The sequence below is a fragment of the Inquilinus limosus DSM 16000 genome (genome assembly GCF_000423185.1).
GTDB classification, from domain to species: domain Bacteria; phylum Pseudomonadota; class Alphaproteobacteria; order DSM-16000; family Inquilinaceae; genus Inquilinus; species Inquilinus limosus.
In genome coordinates, this window is the sequence record NZ_AUHM01000022.1 from 1 (window position 1) to 19,123 (window position 19,123).

The following is a 19,123-nucleotide window of genomic DNA, read 5'->3' on the forward strand; positions in this document are numbered from 1 at the left end:
TTACTCGATGATGGAGGCGACGACGCCGGCGCCGACGGTGCGGCCGCCTTCGCGGATGGCGAAGCGCAGGCCCTCGTCCATGGCGATCGGGGCGATCAGCTCGACCGTCATCGAGATGTTGTCGCCCGGCATCACCATCTCGGTGCCCTCCGGCAGATGCACCACTCCGGTCACGTCCGTGGTCCGGAAGTAGAACTGCGGCCGGTAGTTGGTGAAGAACGGCGTATGGCGCCCGCCCTCCTCCTTGGTCAGGATGTACGCCTCGGCCTTGAACTTGGTGTGCGGCGTGATCGAGCCCGGCTTGGCCAGAACCTGGCCGCGCTCGACCTCCTCGCGCTTGGTGCCGCGCAGCAGCGCCCCGATGTTGTCGCCCGCCTCGCCCTGGTCCAGCAGCTTGCGGAACATCTCCACGCCGGTGCAGGTCGTCTTCTGCGTCGGACGCAGACCGACGATCTCGATCTCCTCGCCGACCTTGATCACCCCGCGCTCGACCCGGCCCGTCACCACCGTGCCGCGGCCCGAGATCGAGAACACGTCCTCGATCGGCATCAGGAACGGCTTGTCCTTCGGACGCTCCGGCTGCGGGATGTACGCGTCCACCTGCTTCATCAGCTCCAGGATCGCGTCACGACCCAGCTTCGGGTCGCCGTCCTCCAGCGCCACCAGCGCCGAGCCCGGCACGATCGGAATGTCGTCCCCCGGGAACTCGTACGAGCTCAGCAGCTCCCGCACCTCGAGCTCCACCAGCTCCAGCAGCTCCGGATCGTCGACCATGTCGACCTTGTTCAGGAACACCACCAGCGCCGGCACGCCGACCTGGCGCGCCAGCAGGATGTGCTCCCGCGTCTGCGGCATCGGACCGTCCGCCGCCGACACCACCAGGATCGCGCCGTCCATCTGCGCCGCGCCGGTGATCATGTTCTTCACGTAGTCCGCGTGGCCCGGGCAGTCCACATGCGCGTAGTGACGGTTGTCCGTCTCGTACTCCACATGCGCCGTCGAGATCGTGATACCGCGCGCCTTCTCCTCCGGCGCCTTGTCGATCTGGTCGTACGCCGTGAACGTCGCCCCGCCCTTCTCCGCCAGCACCTTCGTGATCGCCGCCGTCAGCGACGTCTTCCCATGGTCCACGTGACCAATCGTGCCAATGTTGCAGTGCGGCTTCGTCCGCTCAAACTTCGCCTTCGCCATTCCTTGGAGACCTTAATCCGTTCGCGGTTGGGACCAGAGGATCCCGGATGGAGCGGGTGAAGGGAATCGAACCCTCGTATTCAGCTTGGAAGGCTGCTGCTCTACCATTGAGCTACACCCGCCCGTGGCCCGGGACGCGCCATGTCCTTGACCGTGACCACGAAGCCAGGCGGGCTTTGGTGGAGGGGGCTGGATTCGAACCAGCGTACGCTATGCGGGCAGATTTACAGTCTGCTGCCTTTAACCACTCGGCCACCCCTCCACAGGGCTTCGCCGCACGGCTCGGCGAATGGCGGGGCGGAATATCGACATCCCGGCGCGGAAGTCAAGCATGCGTGTTGCGAAAATCGTCATCTTGACCCCGCTCCGCCGACGGCGCAGAGGACGGCGATGACCCGCACGCCCCAGAACCGCCCGCCCCGCGCCCCCCATGCCGCCGGCCGCACCGGCCCGCGCAGCCCCGATTCCCGCGGCCCGCGCCCGCCCGGCGGCGGCCGTCCGCCCGCCGGCCGGCCGCCGGCGCGCGAGCCCGACCGCTATCTCTACGGCGTGCACGCCGCGGTGGCCGCGGTGCTGAATCCGGAGCGCGTGATCACCCGGGTGCAGTGCACCGAGGCCGGCCTCGCGAATCTGTCCGAGGCGCTGGCCGAGGCCGCCCAGGCCGGGATCGCCCGCCCCGAGCCGGAGGTCGTGCCGCGCGAACTGATGGACCGGTTCCTGAAGGGGGCGGTGCATCAGGGCATCGCGCTGGAGGTCAAGCCGCTGGAGGCGCCGGACATCGACGATATCGGCCGCCAGGCCTCGCTGCGTGAGCCGGGGGGCGAGCCCGGAGAGGCCGCGCGCAGCATCGTGGTGGTGCTGGACCAGGTCACCGATCCGCATAATATCGGCGCCATCCTGCGCTCCGCCGCCGCCTTCGGGGCGCTGGCGGTGGTCGTCACCGACCGGCATGCGCCGGAGGTCACCGGGGTGATGGCCAAGACCGCGTCGGGCGCGGTCGAGCACGTGCCGCTGGTCCGGGTGAAGAACCTGGCCCGCGCCCTCGAGTCGCTCGGACAGTGGGGCTTCCGCCGGATCGGCCTGGCCGAGCAGGGCGAGGCCACCCTGGCCGAGGCGGTGCAGGGCGACAAGGTGGCGCTGGTGCTGGGGGCCGAGGGCGAGGGCCTGCGCCACCTGACGCGCGAGACCTGCGACGTGCTGGCCCGGCTGCCGACCCAGGGCCCGATCGCCAGCCTGAACGTCTCCAACGCCGCCGCGATCGCACTCTATGAGGCGGCGCGGGGAGGCTGAACGGGCTGAGCAAAATGGGGGCGGACCGATGGACGAACTCATCCTGGCTGCGATCCGGCGCCGGATCTTGGCGAAGATCACGGATCTTGATGGCTACGCGGCGGCCCGATTGCAACCGGCCGATCCGACCGACGTCGCCGATGACGAAAGACAGCTCGGCTTCTCGCTTCCGCCGCTACTGAAGCGCATCTACACGCAGATCGGAAACGGAGGCTTTGGGCCCGGCTACGGGCTGATAGGCCTGACCAATGGCGTGCCGGACGACACCGGCAAGACCGGCCCCGCCATCTACAGGCAGCTCCGCGACGGCAGCTCGGAAGACTCCTATTGCGAATGGCCAGAGGGGCTTCTGCCGATCTGCCATTGGGGATGCGCCATTCTGTCGTGTGTCGACTGTTCTGATCCGAACTTCCGGATGCGGATTTTCGATCCGAACGTGCATGATAGCGACGATTGGGCCGACGCCTTCTTCGAGGAATCCCCGAGCTTCGAAAAATGGATCCGAGCGTGGGCCTCGGGCGTCAAGCTATGGGCGCTGATGTACGGTGAAGAGGGACATATCACCCGGCTGTTGGCGGCCCGGAATCCAATTCCCTAAGTCAGCACACGCCCCCAAAGCGTGGCTGCGCCACGCGAAGCCCGTAAGGGCGAAGCGTGGTGGGCCCGGCAGGATTCGAACCTGCGACAACACCGTTATGAGCGGCGGGTTCTAACCACTGAACTACAGGCCCGTCGGCGCTTCTTCTAGCAAGCGGCGCCGATGCGGGGAAGCGGGTTGCGGCGCCCGGCGCGGACCGGCCGGGCGCCGCGTCTCGCTAGAGCCCTACTGCGCCTTCTGACCGCCGCCCATCATCTGCTTGATGATGCCGACGATGACCATCAGGATGCCGCCGCCGACGCCGCCGCCGACGATCTGGCCGATGATCGAGCCGATGTCGAGGCTGCCGCTGGCGGCCGCCGCGGAGAGGGCGGGGACGATGGCGGTCAGGATCTGACCGCCGATGCCGCCGCCGACGATGCCGGCGATCGAGTTGCCGAGCGTGCCGAGGTTGTACTGCTTGAGCGCGGCGCCGGCCACATTGCCGCCGACCGCACCCGCCACGAGTTGGATGATCAGTGTCACGATGTCCATAGGATCCCCCTTCCGATCCTTGGAGCGCCGTCGGGCGGTGCGGCGCATGAGACAACCGAATCGCCGAATCATCGGCACCGCACAAATAAAGATGCGCCTCGTCTCGTTTCTCCTCAAGAGATATTTGAGCGTGGACTTCGACGGCCGCCGGGCACCTGAAGAAGCCGCCGTGTCGTCGGGGAGCCTGTTCGCCGATTCTATTGGCTGATTTACGGGTGGCTACACTGAGTCGTGGAGATCGTTTCGGGACCGACCCAGGCACCGGCAGACGGGCCAGAGCGGGTCGGCCAGCCAAAGAAATTACGTTGCAATTTCGGCAATAAACTAATAATACAACTTTATTGGATTGATATTTTCGTCCCCGCTCAGAATCCTTGTTTAATAGCCGCCAGCCGGAGACCGCCGCATGCGCCGCCTTCTCGGATCCATTGTCGCCGCCGCGACGCTGCTCGCCCTTGCCGTCCCCGCCCAGGCCGAGACCGCGACGCTGCGGATCGCCCAGCAATTCGGCATCTCCTACCTGCCGCTGATCGTGGCCAAGCAGCAGAAGCTGATCGAGGCCGCGGCGGCCGAGGCCGGGCTGACGCCGCCGACGATCGAATGGATCCAGGTCAGCGGCGGCGCGGCGATGAACGAGGCGCTGCTGTCCGGCAGCCTGGACGTCGCCGCGGCCGGGGCGCCGCCGGCGATCACGCTGTGGGCCAAGACCCGCGGCTCGATCGACGTCAAGGGCATCGCCTCGCTCGGCTCGATGCCGATCTACCTGACCACCACCAACCCGCAGGTGAAGACCCTGGCGGACTTCACCGACAGGGACCGGATCGCCCTGCCGGCGGTGAAGGTCGGGTTCCAGGCGGTGGTGCTGCAGATGGCGGCGGCCCAGGCCTTCGGCGAGGACCAGGCGACGAAGCTGGACGATCTGACCGTCAGCATGTCGCATCCGGACGCGACCGCTTCCCTTCTGTCCGGCGGGTCCGAGGTCACCGCCAATTTCGGCGCCCCGCCCTTCCAGAACCAGCAGTTGCAGGACTCGAAGATCCACAGGGTGCTGAGCAGCTTCGACGTGCTGGGCGGCCCGCACACCTTCAACGTGATCTACGCGACCGGCGCCTTCTATGCCGAGAACCCGAAGACGGTGGCGGCGATCGTCACCGCGCTGGACCGGGCCGACCGGTTCATCCAGGACCACCCCGCCGACGCGGCGAAGCTGTACATCGCGGCCGAATCCTCGAAGCTGCCGGAGCCCTTCGTCGAGGCGCTGATCACCGCGCCCGACACGCGCTACACCGTGGCGCCCGAGAACATCCTGAAATTCGTCGACTTCCAGCACCGCATCGGCCAGATCGCCACCACCACTTCGGACTGGCGCGACCTGTTCTTCCCGCCGCTGCACGACCGGCAGGGCAGCTGAGATGGCGGCCCCTGCCCTCGCCCCTGCTCCCGAGACGGCCACGTCCCCGGCGCTGCGGCTGGAGGGCGTCACCCTGTCCTATGTCGCCGACGGCCGGATGGTGACGGCGGTCGAGGACGTGACCCTGGAGATCCGCCGCGGCGAGCGGCTGGTGCTGCTGGGCCCGTCCGGCTGCGGCAAGTCGAGCCTCTTGAAGAGCATCGCCGGCTTCCTGCCGCCCAGCGCCGGCCGGGTGCTGCTGGACGGGCGGCCGGTGTCGCGGCCCGGCCCGGACCGGATGATGGTGCTGCAGGATTTCGAGCAGCTGCTGCCCTGGCTGACGGTGCGGCGCAACCTGGTCGCGGCCTTGTCCTGGGCGAAACGCACCCGACGGGCCGAGGCCGAGGCGGCGGCCGACGACATGCTGCGGCGCGTCGGCCTGGCCCGCGTCGCCGACCAGTATCCGAACACGCTGTCGGGCGGCATGAAGCAGCGCGTGGCCATCGCCCGCGCCCTGGCGCTGCGGCCCGAGGTGCTGCTGATGGACGAGCCCTTCGCCGCGCTCGACGCCATGACCCGGCGGCGGATGCAGGAGGAGCTGCTGGCGCTGTGCGAGGCGACCGGGGTCACCACCCTGTTCGTCACCCATGCGGTCGACGAGGCGATCGTGATCGGCAGCCGGATCGTGGTGATGACCGCGCATCCCGGCCGAATCCGCGCCGTGCTCGATCTGCCGGGCGGCCGCGGCCCGGACCGCGGCGATCCGGCCTTCGCCGCGCTGGAGGCGCGAATCGGCGGGCTGATCACCGACCAGATCGGGGCGACGGAGGCCATCGATGGTTGACTATCAGGGCCTGCTGCAGGCCGGGTCGCCGCTGCGCCGGGTCGTGACCGACACTCCCGCGCGGCGGCTGCTCGGGATCGGGGCCTGGCGCCGCCTGCTGATCCTGGCAGCGCTGGCGGCGGTGTGGGAGGCGGCGGCGCGCCTGATCGGCAGTCCGCTGCTGCTGCCCGGCTTCCTGACCACGCTGTCCGCCTTCGGTGAGGGCCTGGCCAGCGGCGAGCTGCCGCTGCGCACCCTGGCCTCGCTGCAGGTGCTGGTGGCGGGCTACGCCATCGGCGTGGCCGCGGCGGCGATCCTGGCCGGGCTGGCCACGGCCAGCCGCCTGGGTGCGGAACTCCTGTCGACCCTGACCGCGATGTTCAACCCGCTGCCGGCGATCGCGCTGCTGCCGATCGCCCTCCTGTGGTTCGGTCTGGGCACGCCCAGCCTGCTCTTCGTCATCGTCCATTCGGTGCTGTGGCCGCTGGCCCTGGCCGCCCACTCCGGCTTCCGCGCGGTGCCGCGGCCGCTGGCCATGGTCGGGCAGAATCTCGGCCTCGGCGGCCTCGCCTATGTCGCCCGCATCCTGGTGCCGGCCGCCTTCCCGGCGATCCTGGCGGGCCTGAAGATCGGCTGGGCTTTCGCCTGGCGCACGCTGATCGCGGCCGAGCTGGTCTTCGGCGTCTCCTCCCGCTCCGGCGGGCTCGGCTGGTTCATCTACGTCAACCGCAACCAGCTGGAGACGGCGAATGTCTTCGCCGGCCTCCTCGCCATCATCCTGATCGGCCTGCTGGTCGAAAGCCTCTTGTTCCGCACCCTGTCCCGGCTCACCGTCGAGCGCTGGGGCACGCAGCACGCCTGAGACACAGAACGGAAACGCCGCCATGTCCAGCTTCACCACCCGTCCCCTGTCCGACCTGCTCGGCGTCGAGATCACCGGGCTCGACCTCGCCGCCGCGCCGGACGAAGCCACCTTCGCCCGGATCAAGGCGCTGTTCGAGGCGCATTCCCTGGTGGTGTTCCGTGACCAGCGGATCACGCCGCAGCAGCACATCGACTTCAGCCGCCGTTTCGGCGAGCTGGAGATCCATGTGCAGCACCATTTCCACCTGGCCGGGCACCCGGAGATCCTGATCGTCTCGAACGAGATGCGGGACGGGAAGCCGATCGGCCTCGCCGACGCCGGCCGCTACTGGCACTCCGACCTGTCCTACAAGGCCGAGCCGAGCCTGGGGTCCCTCCTCCACGCCCAGACCCTGCCGCCGGTCGAGGGCGACACGCTGTTCGTTAGCATGGCCGCGGCCTATGACGCGCTGGACGACGAGACCAAGGCGCAGATCGAGACCCTGACCGCGGTGCACGACTACAGCGCCCGCAACGTGGCCCAGCAGGCCAAGAGCTCGCTGCGGCCCGGTCTGACCGCGGAGCAGGCCAAAACCGTGCCGCCGGTGACTCATCCGGTGGTGCGGATCCACCCGGCCACCGGCCGCAAGGCGCTGTTCGTGAACGAGGGGTTCACCACCCATATCGTCGAGCTGGAGCGGCCGAAGAGCGACGCGCTGCTGCGTCGGCTGTTCGAGCACATGATCCAGCCGCAGTTCCAATACCGGCACCGCTGGCGGGCGCACGACCTGGTATTCTGGGACAACCGGGCGACCATCCATCTCGCCACCGGCTGCCCGCCGCACCTGGCCCGCACGCTCTACCGCACCACGGTGAAGGGCGACCGCCCGATCGGCCCGCGCGACCGGGCGGCGGCGTAAGGTCTACGCGTCAGCCTTCCAGCCGCGCATAGGCCGCGGCCGTGGCCTTGGCGCCCTGGCGGTACAGGGCGTCGAGGGCCCGGGTCACCGCGGCGCGGAATTGCGGGTTGGCAGGCAGATCGTCGCCGAACACGGCGCGGACGCCCAGCAGCGCCGACGCCAGCCGGTCGGCGACCGGCCCGGCCTCGCGGGCGATCGCCGCGAAATCGGCGGCCAGCGGATCGCGGACATCGATCGGCTTGCCGGCCTCATCGGTGCCGGCGACATAGCGCATCCAGGCGGCGACGCCGAGCGCGTGGCGGTCCACCGGCAGGCCGCGGGCCAGACGGTCGCGCACGGTGCCGAGCAGCCGCTGCGGCAGCTTCTGCGATCCGTCCATGGCGATCTGCCAGGTACGGTGCTTCAGCGCCCTGTTGCGGAAGCGGTCGATCAGCGAGCGCCTGTAGCCCGCGACATCGGCGCCGGACGGCAGGGTCAGAGTCGGGGTGGAATCCGCCATCAGCGCCTCGACGAAGGCGGCGATGCCCGGCTCCGCCATCGCCGCCGCCACCGTCTCGCAGCCGGAGAGATAGCCGAGATAGGCCAGCGAGGAGTGGCTGCCGTTGAGCAGCCGCAGCTTCATCGTCTCGTAGGGCGCGACCTCCGACACCAGCGTCGCCCCTGCCGCCTCCCAGGCCGGTCGGCCGGACAGGAAGCGGTCCTCGATCACCCATTGCAGGAAGGGCTCGGTGACGATCGGCCAGGCATCCTGGACCCCGAGCGCGGCGGCGATCCGGCCTCGATCCTCGTCGGTGGTGGCCGGCACGATGCGGTCGACCATGGTCTCGGGGCAGACGATCTCGCCCTCGACATAGGCGCCGAGATCGGGCGAGACCAGCGCGGCGAAGCGCGACAGGATGCGGTGCAGGGTGCGGCCGTTGGCCGGCAGGTTGTCGCAGCACAGCGGGGTGAAGGGCGCCAGCCCCTCCGCCCGGCGGCGGGCGATCGCCCGGGCCAGGATGCCGATGGCCGAGCGCGGCGCCTCGGGGTGGGCGAGGTCGTGGACGATGTCGGGGTGGCTCTCGTCCAGCCGGCCGGTGGCCGGGTCGTGGCAATAGCCCTTCTCGGTCACGGTCAGGCTGACGATGGCGACCGAGGGCCGGCACAGCGCGTCGAGCAGCGCCGCCGGGCTCTCCGGCGCCACCAGCACGTCGCGCACCGCACCGATCACGCGCAGCGCCTCGCCGTCGCTGTCGCGCACCGACAGGGTGTAGAGCCCGTCCTGCGGCACCAGCGCGTCGCGCGTGTCCGGACTGCGCAGGCTGGCGCCGAGGATGCCCCAGCGCCGGTCGCCCGTCGCCAGCACGTCGTCGGTGCAGACCGCCTGATGGGCGCGGTGGAAGGCGCCGATGCCGAGATGGACGATGCCGGTGGCGACCGCGTCGCGGTCATAGCCCGGCCGCGCCACCGATGCCGGCAGCCCGGCCAGGGCGGCCGTGCCGAGCCGGCGCGAAGACGCCATCGTCACGGGCGATACTCCTTGCGGCCAGAGGTCATCAGGCGAACACGGAACCGCATCGGCAGCGCCCTCTCCTACTCCGTTCCGCGGCGGCGCGGATTGCCGCCACATCATCTTCCTGTTGGGTCGGAATACTAGTATGGCGACTCCACCCCAGCAACCTTGCGCGGCTATATCCCGGCTTGGTGGAGTACGCCATGCTTTACTGCCCCGTCCGTCCGCCGAGGCCGCCGATCATGTCCGCCCGCGTGCAAGTGCAGTTCTCCGTCTCGACGCTGCGGCAGCCACAGCCGCCCTCCCCCTCGGCGCAGCGCGCCGCCATGCTCGACCATGTCGTGAGCCGAATCCTGGCCTGCGGGACCGGCCGGCTGCGCATCGGCATCGACGGCTTTACCGCCGCCGGCAAGACCAGCCTGGGCGATGAACTGGCGCAGCGCATTGCAGACCGCGGCCGCCCGGTGCTGCGCGCCAGTCTCGACGACTTCAAGAGGCCATGGCAGGACCGCCATCTCTATGACCGCGAATCCGGTGAGGGATACTACCGGAACGCCTATGACTATCACACGGTGAAGGAGCTGCTGCTTGACCCCATGGGGCCGGAAGGATCCGGCGAATGCGCGCTCTGCTGCATCGATCCCGTACCCAGATCGATCATCGCACCGAAACGACCCGCGCGGCGGAGGATGCGGTGCTGATCGTCGACGGCGTCTTCGCGTTCCGGCCGGAGATCGACGCCTTCTGGGATCTTCGCATCTGGCTTCAGGTCGATCCCGAGCTCAGCCTCAGGAGGGGGATCGAACGCGACCGGAGCTGGGCGGGGCCAGAGGCGGAAGCGCTGCATCGCAACCGGTATCAGGTCGCCGAACGGCTGTATCTGCTCGAAGCGGCCCCCACGGCCCGGGCCGATCTCGTGATCGACAACTCGAGCTTCGACCACCCGTCGATCCTGAGGTCGGGCAGGCCAGACGGATCTGCCGGCTTTCGAGCCTGAACAGTCGGCCGCCCCGGAGCGAGCCTTCCGCCAAACGAAAACGGGCAGCCCGGAGGCTGCCCGTTCATAGCCGGAATCCGGCCTTGCTTCAGGTATCCAGGAAGCTGCGCAGCTTGCGGCTGCGGCTCGGGTGCTTCAGCTTGCGCAGCGCCTTCGCCTCGATCTGGCGGATACGCTCGCGCGTCACCGAGAACTGCTGGCCGACCTCCTCCAGCGTGTGGTCGGTGTTCATGCCGATGCCGAAGCGCATGCGCAGCACCCGCTCCTCGCGCGGCGTCAGCGAGGCCAGGACGCGCGTGGTGGTCTCGCGCAGATTGGCCTGGATCGCGGCGTCCAGCGGCTGGACCGCGTTCTTGTCCTCGATGAAGTCGCCGAGATGGCTGTCCTCCTCGTCGCCGATCGGCGTCTCGAGGCTGATCGGCTCCTTGGCGATCTTCAGGACCTTGCGCACCTTCTCCAGCGGCATCAGCAGGCGCTCGGCCAGCTCCTCCGGGGTCGGCTCGCGGCCGATCTCGTGCAGCATCTGCCGGCTGGTGCGGACCAGCTTGTTGATCGTCTCGATCATGTGCACCGGGATGCGGATGGTCCGCGCCTGGTCGGCGATCGAGCGGGTGATCGCCTGCCGGATCCACCAGGTGGCATAGGTCGAGAACTTGTAGCCGCGGCGGTACTCGAACTTGTCGACCGCCTTCATCAGCCCGATGTTGCCCTCCTGGATCAGGTCCAGGAACTGCAGCCCGCGGTTGGTGTACTTCTTGGCGATCGAGATCACCAGGCGGAGATTGGCCTCGACCATCTCCTTCTTCGCCCGGCTCGCCTCCTTCTCGCCCTTCTGCACGGTCGAGACGATGCGGCGGTACTCCGAGATCGGCAGGCCGACCTCGTCCGAGATCTGGCTGATCTGGGTGCGCACCTTCTGGGCCGCGGCGCCGTTCTTCTCGACGAACTTGGCCCATTTCTTGTCGATGCCGCGCACCCGCTCGATCCAGTTCGGGTCGAGCTCGTGGCCGAAATAGTTCTCGAGGAAGGACTCGCGGGGGACCCCGGCGTCGGCGACCAGGCGCAGGAGCTGGCCCTCCAGGCCCATCAGCTTGCGGTTCTGGGCGTAGAGCTGCTCGACCAGCTGTTCGATCCGGACATTGTTGAGGTGCACGCCTTCCATCAGGCGGACCATGTCCTCCTTCAGCTTGTCGTATTTCGCGTCGGCCTGCTTGGAGATCGCCTCGCCCTTCTGGATCTGGGTCAGGCGCTGCTCCTGCAGCTTGTGCATCTTCTGGTAGGTCTGCTCGATCGCCTCGAAGGTGTCGAGCACCTGCGGCTTCAGCGCCTCCTCCATGGCGGAGAGGGAAATGCCGCCGTCGTCGTCCTCGCCGGCGCCGCCGCCCGCCGCGGCCTCGCCTTCGCCCTCCGACTCGGATTCGGCCTCGTCCTCGGCCTCGCTCTCGCCTTCGCTCATCGCCAGCGCCTCGCCGTCCGGGCTGGCGCCGTAGGTGGCGTCGAGGTCGATGATGTCGCGCAGCAGCATCTTCCCGTCCTTCAGGGCGGAATGCCACTCGATCATCGCGCGGATGGTCAGCGGGCTCTCGCAGATGCCGCCGATCATCATCTCCCGGCCGGCCTCGATCCGCTTGGCGATGGCGATCTCGCCCTCGCGCGACAGCAGCTCGACCGAGCCCATCTCACGCAGATACATGCGCACCGGGTCGTCGGTGCGGCCGACATCGTCGTCGTCCAGGTTGCCGGCCGCGCGGCCCTCGCCGTCGCTGTCGGCCGCAGCCGAGGCGTCGTCCGTCTCCTCGTTCTCGACGACGTTGATGCCCATCTCCGACAGGTTCGAGGTCACGTCCTCGATCTGCTCGGAGGAGGTCAGGTCCGGCGGCAGGGCGGCGTTCAGCTCGTCGATCGTGACGTAGCCGCGCTCCTTGCCCTTGGCGATCAGCTTCTTCACCGCCTGGACGGTCACGTCCATCATCGCGCCGTCCGCGCCATCCTCGCGCGTCTCGGCCGAATCCGCCGCCGTCACTGTCTTGGTTGCCATCTGCACCCGTGCCCCTTCACCCGCCGCCGTCGGGAGTGACCCGAAGTTGGCTCTCATACCTAAGCTTCCGCGCGCAAGGAAGGGGCACGACTCGGAACCCGGTCATGCCCCGCCGCGCCGCGGCGTCCATTCGATCCCTGCGGGCGGTCAGAATCCGCCCGGTATCGCCTGCCGACGCTCGATCTCCTGCCGCAGCCCGCGCCAACGTTCCAGCGCGGCCGCCGTGCCCTGCCTGGCCATGTCGCGCGCCGCATCCGCCAGCTCGCGCCTGAGGGCGCGCAGCTCGAGATGGCCCATGACCATGGACCAGCCGGCGCGAGCCTCCTCGGGAGGCGCTTCCGGCCGGGTGAAGGGCCATTTCCTGCGAATGCGGTCGACCAATGCCGGCGGCAGTCCATCGGCTTCGGGAACAGTCAGGTAGGTCCGAGTCGGCTGCGAATCAAGTCCGTCCGATTCGCCGCTCTGCGAATCACCGAGTCGCGCCAGCAGCGACTGGCGCAGCGAATCGAGGTCCGGATCGGCGATCTCGATCATGGCGAAGGCCTCGCCGACCTCTTCGCCCAGATCGGGATGGGCGGCGAGAAGGCACAGGAGGACGCAGATCGCCAGGCGGTCGTCCTGCTCGTCGCGGATCGATTGCGGCTTCGGCCCGACCGGCGCCGGCGGCTTGCCCGGCCGCCAGTCCCCGCCCTGTCGGCGCGGCCGGGCAGGAAAGGCTTCCTCGAACCGGGTCCGCAGCTCGGCCAGGTACTGGGCCTGCACCGCGGGATCGGCGATCCGCCGGGCCTGGGCCTCGACGCCGGCGCGCAGGCCCGCCCGCCCTTCCGGCGTGTCCAGCCGGTGCATCGTGGTCTGCCGGTCGTACAACACCCGGACCAGCGGCAGGGCGCCCTCCAGCACCGACTGCATGGCCGCGCCGCCGCCGGAGCCGCGGATCAGGCTGTCCGGGTCCTCGCCCTGCGGCAGGAAGGCGATCCGCGCGGAATGGTCCGGCCGCAGCTGCGGCAGGATCCGGTCCATCGCCCGCCAGGCGGCGCGCCGCCCGGCCTCGTCGCCGTCGAAGCACAGCACCGGCACCGGCGCCATCTTCCACAGCTCGACGATCTGCTCCTCGGTCAGGGCGGTGCCGAGCGGCGCCACCGCCGCCTCGAAGCCGGCGCGGACCAGCGCGATCACGTCCATATAGCCTTCGGCGACGATCACGGTCTGGCCCTGCGACGCCGCCTGGCGCGCCCGCGACAGGCCGTACAGCAGCTTGCCCTTGTGGAACAGCGGGTTGTCCGGGCTGTTCAGGTATTTCGGCCCGTCCCCCTCCATGATCCGGCCGCCGAAGGCGACGGTGCGGCCGCGCCGGTCGGCCACCGGGAAGATCACCCGATTGCGGAAGAAGGAATAGAGGTCGCGCCCGTCATCGGGCCGGCGGGCCAGCCCGACCTCCTCGATCATCGCGTCCTGGAAGCCCTGGCCGCGCAGATGCTTGATCAGCCTGCCCCCATCGCCGGGCGCGAAGCCCAGGCGGAAGCGGGAGACCGTTTCGTTGTCGAGGCCACGGCCCCTGAGATAGTCGCGGGCCGCCCGGCCGCCGGGGCCGCGCAGCTCGGCCTCGAAGAAGGCGCAGGCCGACTCGACGACGTCGTACAGGGTCTTCTGCCGCTCGAACCGGGCCCGGTCCTCGGGCTTCGTCTTCGGCACCTCCAGCCCCGCCTGGGCCGCCAGCATCTCCACCGTCTCCATGAAGGACAGGCGGTCGTGCTGCATGACGAAGCTGATGACGTCGCCATGGGCGCCGCAGCCGAAGCAGTGGAAGAAGCCCTTCTGGTCGTTGACCGTGAAGCTCGGCGTCTTCTCCTTGTGGAACGGGCAGCAGGCCTTGTACTCGCCCTTGGTGCTGCGCTGCAGCGGCACCCGCTTGCCGACCACGTCGGACACCTGGAGGCGGGTGCGCAGCTCGTCGAGGAAGCCGGGAGGAAGGGACATGCACGGGTTCTAGCGGGCGGGACCGCTTCAGCCTAACGCGATTCCCGCTCCGCAGGTCAGCGGTTCTCTGCAGGCGGGCCCCGTCCTCAGCCCAGCTGCGCCTTCACCGCGGCCGAGACCTTGGAGAAGTCCATTCGGCCGGCATAGCGCGACTTCAGCTCGGCCATCACCCGGCCCATGTCCTTCATGCCGGCGGCGCCGATCTCCTTGATCACCGCGCCGATCGCGGCCGCCGTCTCGGCCTCGTCCATCGCCTGGGGCAGGAAGCGCTCGATCACCGCGATCTCGCCCTGCTCCTTGTCGACCAGGTCCTGCCGGCCGCCCTTCTCGTAGAGGGCGATGCTCTCGCGCCGCTGCTTCACCATGCCCTGCAGCATCGACAGGATCTCCTCGTCCGGGATGCCGTCGGCGTTGCCCTTGGCGCGGGCGTCGATGTCCTTGGTCTTGAGCGCGGCGATGATCATCCGCACGGTCGAGAGCGTGCGCTCGTCCTTGGCCTTCATCGCCTGCTTCAGCGCGTCGGTGAACTGGGCGCGCAGCATGATCGGATCCTCCTGACAGAAGCGGCGCGGACTGTCGGCCATTCGGCCGACATAGACAAGAGTGAGGGCGGCCATTCTGCCGGCATAGGCAAGAGAAGGGGGCGGCCATTCCGCCAGCGCGGGCAAGAGGGGCTGGAATCTCGCCGCCGTCCGTGCTTTATGCCTGGAAATTCACACCCCGAGGTTGCCATGACCCACACCGCTCCGCCTCCCGGCGCCACTGCGGCGCTCGTGCTCGCCGACGGCACGGTGCTGTGGGGCCGAGGCATCGGGGCCACCGGCCGCGCCATCGGCGAGGTCTGCTTCAACACCTCGATGACCGGCTATCAGGAGATCATGACCGATCCGTCCTATGCCGGGCAGATCGTCACCTTCACCTTCCCGCATATCGGCAATGTCGGCGCCAACCCCGAGGACGTCGAGACCGGGACCACGGCGGCGCGCGGCCTGGTGCTGCGCGACGACATCACCGAGCCGTCGAACTGGCGCGCCACCCGCGACTTCGACGACTGGCTGCAATCCTTCGGCCTGATCGGCATCGCCGGGGTCGACACCCGCGCCCTGACCCGCCGCATCCGCGACGCCGGCGCCCCGACCGGGGTGGTGATCCACGCGCCCGACGGCGCCTTCGACATCGGCGCCGCCCTGGCCGAGGCCCAGGCCTGGCCGGGGCTCGAGGGCATGGACCTGGCGAAGGAGGTGTCCTGCACCCAGACCTATCGCTGGGGCGAGACGCGCTGGGCGCACGGCACCGGCTACGGCACGCTGGAAAACCCGAAGCGCAAGGTCGTGGCGATCGATTTCGGCGCCAAGCGCAACATCCTGCGCTGCCTGGCCTCGACCGGCTGCGAGGTCACCGTGGTGCCGGCGACGGCGACGGCCGAGGACGTGCTGAGCCACAGCCCCGACGGGATCTTCCTGGCCAACGGCCCGGGCGACCCGGCGGCGACCGGCAGCTATGCCGTGCCCACGATCAAGGCGCTGCTCGACACCGGGCTGCCGATGTTCGGCATCTGCCTCGGCCACCAGATGCTGGCGCTGGCGCTGGGCGGCCGCACCGGCAAGATGGCGCGCGGCCATCGCGGGGCCAACCACCCGGTCAAGGACCTGACCACCGGCAAGGTCGAGATCACCAGCCAGAACCACGGCTTCCAGGTGCTGCCGGAGAGCCTGCCGGACACGGTCGAGGTCACCCATGTCAGCCTGTTCGACGGCTCGAACGAGGGGCTGCGGCTGAAGGACCGGCCGGTGTTCTCGGTGCAGTACCACCCCGAGGCCAGCCCGGGACCGCAGGACAGCCACTACCTGTTCCAGCGCTTCGTCGACCTGATCGACGCGCGGAAGCGCTGATGCCGCAGCGCGAGCCGCCACGCCTGCTCGGCCCCAGGGTCGCCCTGACCCTGGCCGGACCGGCCGACGGCGCGGCGCTGGCCGCCTTCCACGACCGGGAGTGGGATTATCTCGGTCCCTGGATGCCGCCGCGCAGCGCCGCCTGGCGGACCGAGCCCTATTGGCGCCGCTGGGGCGCGGACGCGGCGGAGCTGTTCCTCGAGGACCGCGCCGTGCGCCTGGTGCTGCGCCTGCCCGACCAGCCGGAGGCCGGCATCATCGGGCAGCTGAACCTGAACATGCTGGCGCGCGGACCTTTCCAGGCCGCGACGCTGGGCTACCACCTGGCCGCGGCGCAGCAGGGCCAGGGCCTGATGCGCGAGGCGCTGGAGTTGGCGATCGCCTATGCCTTCGGCCCTCTGGGGCTGCACCGGCTGATGGCCAACCACCTGCCGGAGAACGCGCGCAGCGCCGCCCTGCTGCAGCGCCTGGGCTTCGCCCGCGAAGGCTATGCCAAGGACTATCTGTTCATCGGCGGGGCCTGGCGCGACCATGTGCTGACGGCCCTGACCAACCCCGATCCGGTCGATCCCCGGCCGGGTAGGCCCGGAACCCGCTTCCCCCGCCCGCCGTTGCTTTGACGACGGCCGGCCCGCTCCGCGGCCGGCGCGCAGCGCAGCGAGGAGGCGACATGCCGGACGACCGTCCTCCGCCGACGATCAACACCACCGAGGCCCGGCAGGGCGAATCCCGCGGCCGCATGCGCTGGGTGCTGCACCTGTCGCTCGGCCTGGCGATCGTGGTGCTCGGCGCACTTCTGCTCGGATGGGTGTTCTGACCGGGGCACAAGAAGAGGGCGGCCGCGAGGCCGCCCCAGTCTCCCTAGCCTGCCTTCGTTTCTACAGCCAATAGGGCGGCACGCGGTAATAGTCGTGCACTTGCCGCGCCCATTGCCGGTCGTCCCAGTCGAAGCCGTCGCCGACGTCGTGGGCCGGGGCGCCACGAAGCTGGTCCTCGGTGATGTCCAGCTCATAGGCGTCGAGCGCCTCGTTGTAGGTCAGCATCGACCACGGCAGGGCGTAGTAGTCCTCGCCGATGCCGAGGAAGCCGCCGAAGGTCATGACCGCATAGGCGACGCGGCCGGTCCGCTTGTCGATCATCACCCGCTGGATGGTGCCGATCCGATCGCCGTTCGGCCGCCGCACCGGGGTGCTCTCGACCTTGTCGCTGGCGATCAGCCGCTCGGTCTCGCGGGTGCGGAGATCCCGGTCTGCCTGGGTCTGCATGTCGCTCTCCCGCAGTTGTGGCCTCATCCCGGCAACGCCGCGTCGGACCCGCCGGTTCCCCGGAACCGGAGCGGATGGGCGGCGATTGACCAGGGAGACCGCCGTCCCCGGATATGCGAGGCCGTGACGATGAGCGATCCCAAGAAGCCGCCGCCGGACCCGACCCAGCCGCCGATCCCCAATCCGCGGCCGGACACGCCGCCCGACCAGCCGGGCCAGCCGCCGCCGGAAGTGCCGCCGGGAATCCCGCCCGAGCCGCCCCTGCCGGATCCGGTCCGGATGTGACGGCCCATGAAAAAGGCCGGCACCCGAAGGGTGCCGGCCCCACCGTCCTTGGCTGGTCGCGCGCGATCAGTAGCGCCAGTACCAGTAGGGACGGCGCCAGCTGTGGTCGCGCCAGCGCCAGTCGCGATGCTGCCAGTACCGGCGGTCGTGGCGCCAATGGTCGCGATACCACTCCCGGCGGTCGCGGCGCCAGTCGCGGTAGTCGCGCCGCCATTCGCGACGGTCGCGGCGCCAGTCGCGGCGGTCGCGCCAGTCCACCTTGGTGTTGAGCGACGTGTCCCCCTGGCCATGCCAGACCGCCGGCGTCGCCACAGGGGCAGGCGCCCGGTCCTGGGCGAGGGCGGCGCCCGAGGCGCCGGCGAGGAGCAGGGCCGCCGAAGCGGCCATGAGAACACGCTTCATACGAGACAACATAGGGGTGATCCCTCTTCCATCAACCGGCGATGTGCCCTGGGGAACAACAGCCGGCTCCCACACTTCACGCTCCACCCCGAAGACTCCGTCGCCGCCACCGGCAGTCGACACAAGCAATCACCAACAAACCGAGCCGCGATGCGGCCAAATTCCTTTTAAGCCACGAAGATATCAAAAAGAAGCCACAATTTGAATTCGCGATAGATTGCAATCGGACGCCAAAACTCAATTATCAACATAAAAGGAAGACCAGAACTCTGCGTTCCCAGTGATCGGGAGCGTCGTCGGCGGTCAGAGGATGGCGAGCGGCATCTTCCGCCGCGGCGGCGGGAAGGCCTGGTCCAGCGCCGCCAGATCGGCCTCGTCGAGGACGATATCCAGCGCCCGGCGGTGGTCGCGCAGGCGGTCGACCCGGCTGGATTTCGGGATGGCGACGACGCCCTGCCGGGTCAGCAGCCAGGCGAGCGCCACCGTGGCCGGCGCGACGTCGTGCCGGCTGGCGACTTCGCCGAGGACGGGGTGGCCGAGCAGCCGGCCCTGGCCGAGCGGGGAATAGGCCATCACCGGCAGGCCGCGCCGCTGGCACCAGGGCAGGAGGTCCCATTCGATGCCGCGCGCCGACAGGCTGTAGCAGACCTGGTTCGTCGCGGTGCGGTCGCCGCCCTTCTCGCCGGTCCAGGCCTCCATGTCGCCGAGATCGAAATTGCTGACGCCCCAGTCGACCACCTTGCCGTCGGCGCGCAAACGCTCGAAGGCCTCGATCGTCTCGGCATAGGGCACACGGCCCTGCCAGTGCAGCAGGTAGAGGTCGATCCGGTCGGTGCCGAGCCGGCGCAGGCTGCGCTCGCAGGCTTCGATCGCGGCGGTGCGGCCGGCATTGTGCGGATAGACCTTGCTGACCAGGAAGACCTCGTCGCGGCGGCCGCGGACCGCCTGGCCGACCACCTCCTCGGCCCCGCCCTCACCATACATCTCGGCGGTGTCGATCAGGGTCAGGCCGAGATCGATCCCGGCGGCCAGCGCCGCCGCCTCCTCCTTCGCCCGGCGCCGGTCCTCGCCCATGCCCCAGGTGCCCTGCCCCAGGATCGGCATGGCGGCGCCGGACGGCAGCGCCACGGTGGTCTCGCCCGCCGGCCGGCGGCGCAGGCCGGCCCCATCGCTGCTGCTCATGCGC

Annotated in this window: 21 protein-coding genes and 3 tRNA genes; 12 read left to right on the forward strand and 12 right to left on the reverse strand. The window is 69.5% G+C overall.

Features of this window, described 5'->3' with window-relative positions; translation table 11 throughout:
• The 3 genes from tuf to G537_RS0119180 form a co-directional block, all read right to left on the reverse strand.
• Nucleotides 1-1,191, reverse strand: coding sequence for an elongation factor Tu (tuf, locus tag G537_RS0119170; protein ID WP_026871507.1), 1,191 nt, complete (start codon nt 1,189-1,191; stop codon nt 1-3).
• A gap of 48 nt (nt 1,192-1,239) precedes the next feature.
• A tRNA-Gly gene (locus G537_RS0119175) sits at nt 1,240-1,313 on the reverse strand.
• Nucleotides 1,314-1,368: 55 nt separating this feature from the next.
• Nucleotides 1,369-1,453: transfer RNA gene (locus tag G537_RS0119180), tRNA-Tyr, on the reverse strand.
• A 128-nt stretch (nt 1,454-1,581) separates the two neighbouring features.
• On the opposite strand from G537_RS0119180, the gene rlmB reads away from it, so the two are divergent.
• A complete protein-coding gene (gene rlmB, locus G537_RS0119185; RefSeq protein WP_026871508.1) occupies nt 1,582-2,481 on the forward strand; it encodes a 23S rRNA (guanosine(2251)-2'-O)-methyltransferase RlmB in 900 nt (299 codons plus the stop codon).
• A 28-nt stretch (nt 2,482-2,509) separates the two neighbouring features.
• Complete coding sequence (locus G537_RS0119190; RefSeq protein WP_026871509.1) at nt 2,510-3,079, forward strand: SMI1/KNR4 family protein; 570 nt, start codon at nt 2,510-2,512, stop codon at nt 3,077-3,079.
• 57 nt (nt 3,080-3,136) lie between these two features.
• Here G537_RS0119190 and G537_RS0119195 read toward each other — a convergent pair.
• Nucleotides 3,137-3,212 (reverse strand) — tRNA-Ile (locus G537_RS0119195).
• Nucleotides 3,213-3,304: 92 nt separating this feature from the next.
• Nucleotides 3,305-3,613, reverse strand: a complete 309-nt coding sequence (locus G537_RS0119200) for a hypothetical protein (protein ID WP_026871510.1) — start codon at nt 3,611-3,613, stop codon at nt 3,305-3,307.
• A 406-nt stretch (nt 3,614-4,019) separates the two neighbouring features.
• Here G537_RS0119200 and G537_RS0119205 point away from each other — a divergent pair, with 406 nt between their 5' ends.
• From G537_RS0119205 to G537_RS38730, 4 genes are read left to right on the forward strand one after another with little or no spacing between them, the layout of a single operon-like run.
• On the forward strand, nt 4,020-5,024 hold the full coding sequence (locus G537_RS0119205) for an ABC transporter substrate-binding protein (RefSeq protein ID WP_026871511.1): 1,005 nt from the start codon (nt 4,020-4,022) through the stop codon (nt 5,022-5,024).
• Between the two features lies 1 nt (nt 5,025).
• Nucleotides 5,026-5,847, forward strand: a complete 822-nt coding sequence (locus G537_RS0119210) for an ABC transporter ATP-binding protein (RefSeq protein WP_026871512.1) — start codon at nt 5,026-5,028, stop codon at nt 5,845-5,847.
• Nucleotides 5,840-6,688 carry an ABC transporter permease gene (locus tag G537_RS0119215; RefSeq protein WP_081688915.1) on the forward strand — a complete coding sequence of 283 codons (849 nt, stop codon included), beginning with the start codon at nt 5,840-5,842 and terminating at the stop codon, nt 6,686-6,688. The genes G537_RS0119210 and G537_RS0119215 overlap by 8 nt, the downstream gene beginning before the upstream one ends.
• A gap of 22 nt (nt 6,689-6,710) precedes the next feature.
• Entirely contained in the window at nt 6,711-7,589 is an 879-nt protein-coding gene (locus G537_RS38730) for a TauD/TfdA dioxygenase family protein (RefSeq protein ID WP_034852272.1), read from the forward strand.
• 10 nt (nt 7,590-7,599) lie between these two features.
• Here G537_RS38730 and G537_RS0119225 read toward each other — a convergent pair whose 3' ends face one another.
• Nucleotides 7,600-9,090 carry a mannitol dehydrogenase family protein gene (locus tag G537_RS0119225; RefSeq protein WP_026871514.1) on the reverse strand — a complete coding sequence of 497 codons (1,491 nt, stop codon included), beginning with the start codon at nt 9,088-9,090 and terminating at the stop codon, nt 7,600-7,602.
• A gap of 233 nt (nt 9,091-9,323) precedes the next feature.
• Here G537_RS0119225 and G537_RS44690 point away from each other — a divergent pair, with 233 nt between their 5' ends.
• Together G537_RS44690 and G537_RS44695 are read left to right on the forward strand one after the other, a co-directional pair.
• Nucleotides 9,324-9,782 (forward strand): nucleoside/nucleotide kinase family protein, encoded by a 459-nt coding sequence (locus G537_RS44690; RefSeq protein ID WP_211230431.1) that lies wholly within the window; start codon nt 9,324-9,326, stop codon nt 9,780-9,782.
• Nucleotides 9,776-10,078 carry a nucleoside/nucleotide kinase family protein gene (locus G537_RS44695; protein ID WP_211230432.1) on the forward strand — a complete coding sequence of 101 codons (303 nt, stop codon included), beginning with the start codon at nt 9,776-9,778 and terminating at the stop codon, nt 10,076-10,078. Before G537_RS44690 ends, G537_RS44695 begins: the two co-directional genes overlap by 7 nt.
• A gap of 88 nt (nt 10,079-10,166) precedes the next feature.
• Here G537_RS44695 and rpoD read toward each other — a convergent pair whose 3' ends face one another.
• From rpoD to G537_RS0119245, 3 genes are all read right to left on the reverse strand, one after another.
• Nucleotides 10,167-12,116 (reverse strand): RNA polymerase sigma factor RpoD, encoded by a 1,950-nt coding sequence (rpoD, locus tag G537_RS0119235; protein ID WP_026871515.1) that lies wholly within the window; start codon nt 12,114-12,116, stop codon nt 10,167-10,169.
• A 147-nt stretch (nt 12,117-12,263) separates the two neighbouring features.
• The gene (gene dnaG, locus G537_RS0119240; protein ID WP_026871516.1) at nt 12,264-14,093 is read right to left on the reverse strand and encodes a DNA primase; all 1,830 of its coding nucleotides are present in this window, start codon (nt 14,091-14,093) and stop codon (nt 12,264-12,266) included.
• 86 nt (nt 14,094-14,179) lie between these two features.
• Entirely contained in the window at nt 14,180-14,635 is a 456-nt protein-coding gene (locus tag G537_RS0119245; protein WP_026871517.1) for a GatB/YqeY domain-containing protein, read from the reverse strand.
• A gap of 189 nt (nt 14,636-14,824) precedes the next feature.
• Here G537_RS0119245 and carA point away from each other — a divergent pair, with 189 nt between their 5' ends.
• From carA to G537_RS44495, 3 genes are read left to right on the forward strand one after another with little or no spacing between them, the layout of a single operon-like run.
• The gene (gene carA, locus G537_RS0119250) at nt 14,825-15,985 is read left to right on the forward strand and encodes a glutamine-hydrolyzing carbamoyl-phosphate synthase small subunit (protein ID WP_026871518.1); all 1,161 of its coding nucleotides are present in this window, start codon (nt 14,825-14,827) and stop codon (nt 15,983-15,985) included.
• The gene (locus G537_RS38740; protein WP_051248631.1) at nt 15,985-16,605 is read left to right on the forward strand and encodes a GNAT family N-acetyltransferase; all 621 of its coding nucleotides are present in this window, start codon (nt 15,985-15,987) and stop codon (nt 16,603-16,605) included. Before carA ends, G537_RS38740 begins: the two co-directional genes overlap by 1 nt.
• Nucleotides 16,606-16,655: 50 nt before the next feature.
• Complete coding sequence (locus G537_RS44495) at nt 16,656-16,802, forward strand: hypothetical protein (protein WP_169516733.1); 147 nt, start codon at nt 16,656-16,658, stop codon at nt 16,800-16,802.
• 61 nt (nt 16,803-16,863) lie between these two features.
• Here the strand turns inward: G537_RS44495 and G537_RS0119265 are convergent, their stop codons facing one another.
• A complete protein-coding gene (locus G537_RS0119265) occupies nt 16,864-17,250 on the reverse strand; it encodes a PRC-barrel domain-containing protein (protein ID WP_026871519.1) in 387 nt (128 codons plus the stop codon).
• A 129-nt stretch (nt 17,251-17,379) separates the two neighbouring features.
• Between G537_RS0119265 and G537_RS43765 the strand changes: the two genes are divergently transcribed.
• Nucleotides 17,380-17,535, forward strand: a complete 156-nt coding sequence (locus G537_RS43765; protein ID WP_155888673.1) for a hypothetical protein — start codon at nt 17,380-17,382, stop codon at nt 17,533-17,535.
• 66 nt (nt 17,536-17,601) lie between these two features.
• Here the strand turns inward: G537_RS43765 and G537_RS0119275 are convergent, their stop codons facing one another.
• Both G537_RS0119275 and G537_RS0119280 read right to left on the reverse strand, forming a co-directional pair.
• Nucleotides 17,602-17,922 carry a hypothetical protein gene (locus tag G537_RS0119275; RefSeq protein ID WP_051248634.1) on the reverse strand — a complete coding sequence of 107 codons (321 nt, stop codon included), beginning with the start codon at nt 17,920-17,922 and terminating at the stop codon, nt 17,602-17,604.
• Between the two features lie 318 nt (nt 17,923-18,240).
• The gene (locus tag G537_RS0119280; protein WP_051248636.1) at nt 18,241-19,119 is read right to left on the reverse strand and encodes an aldo/keto reductase; all 879 of its coding nucleotides are present in this window, start codon (nt 19,117-19,119) and stop codon (nt 18,241-18,243) included.
• Nucleotides 19,120-19,123 lie beyond the last annotated feature (4 nt).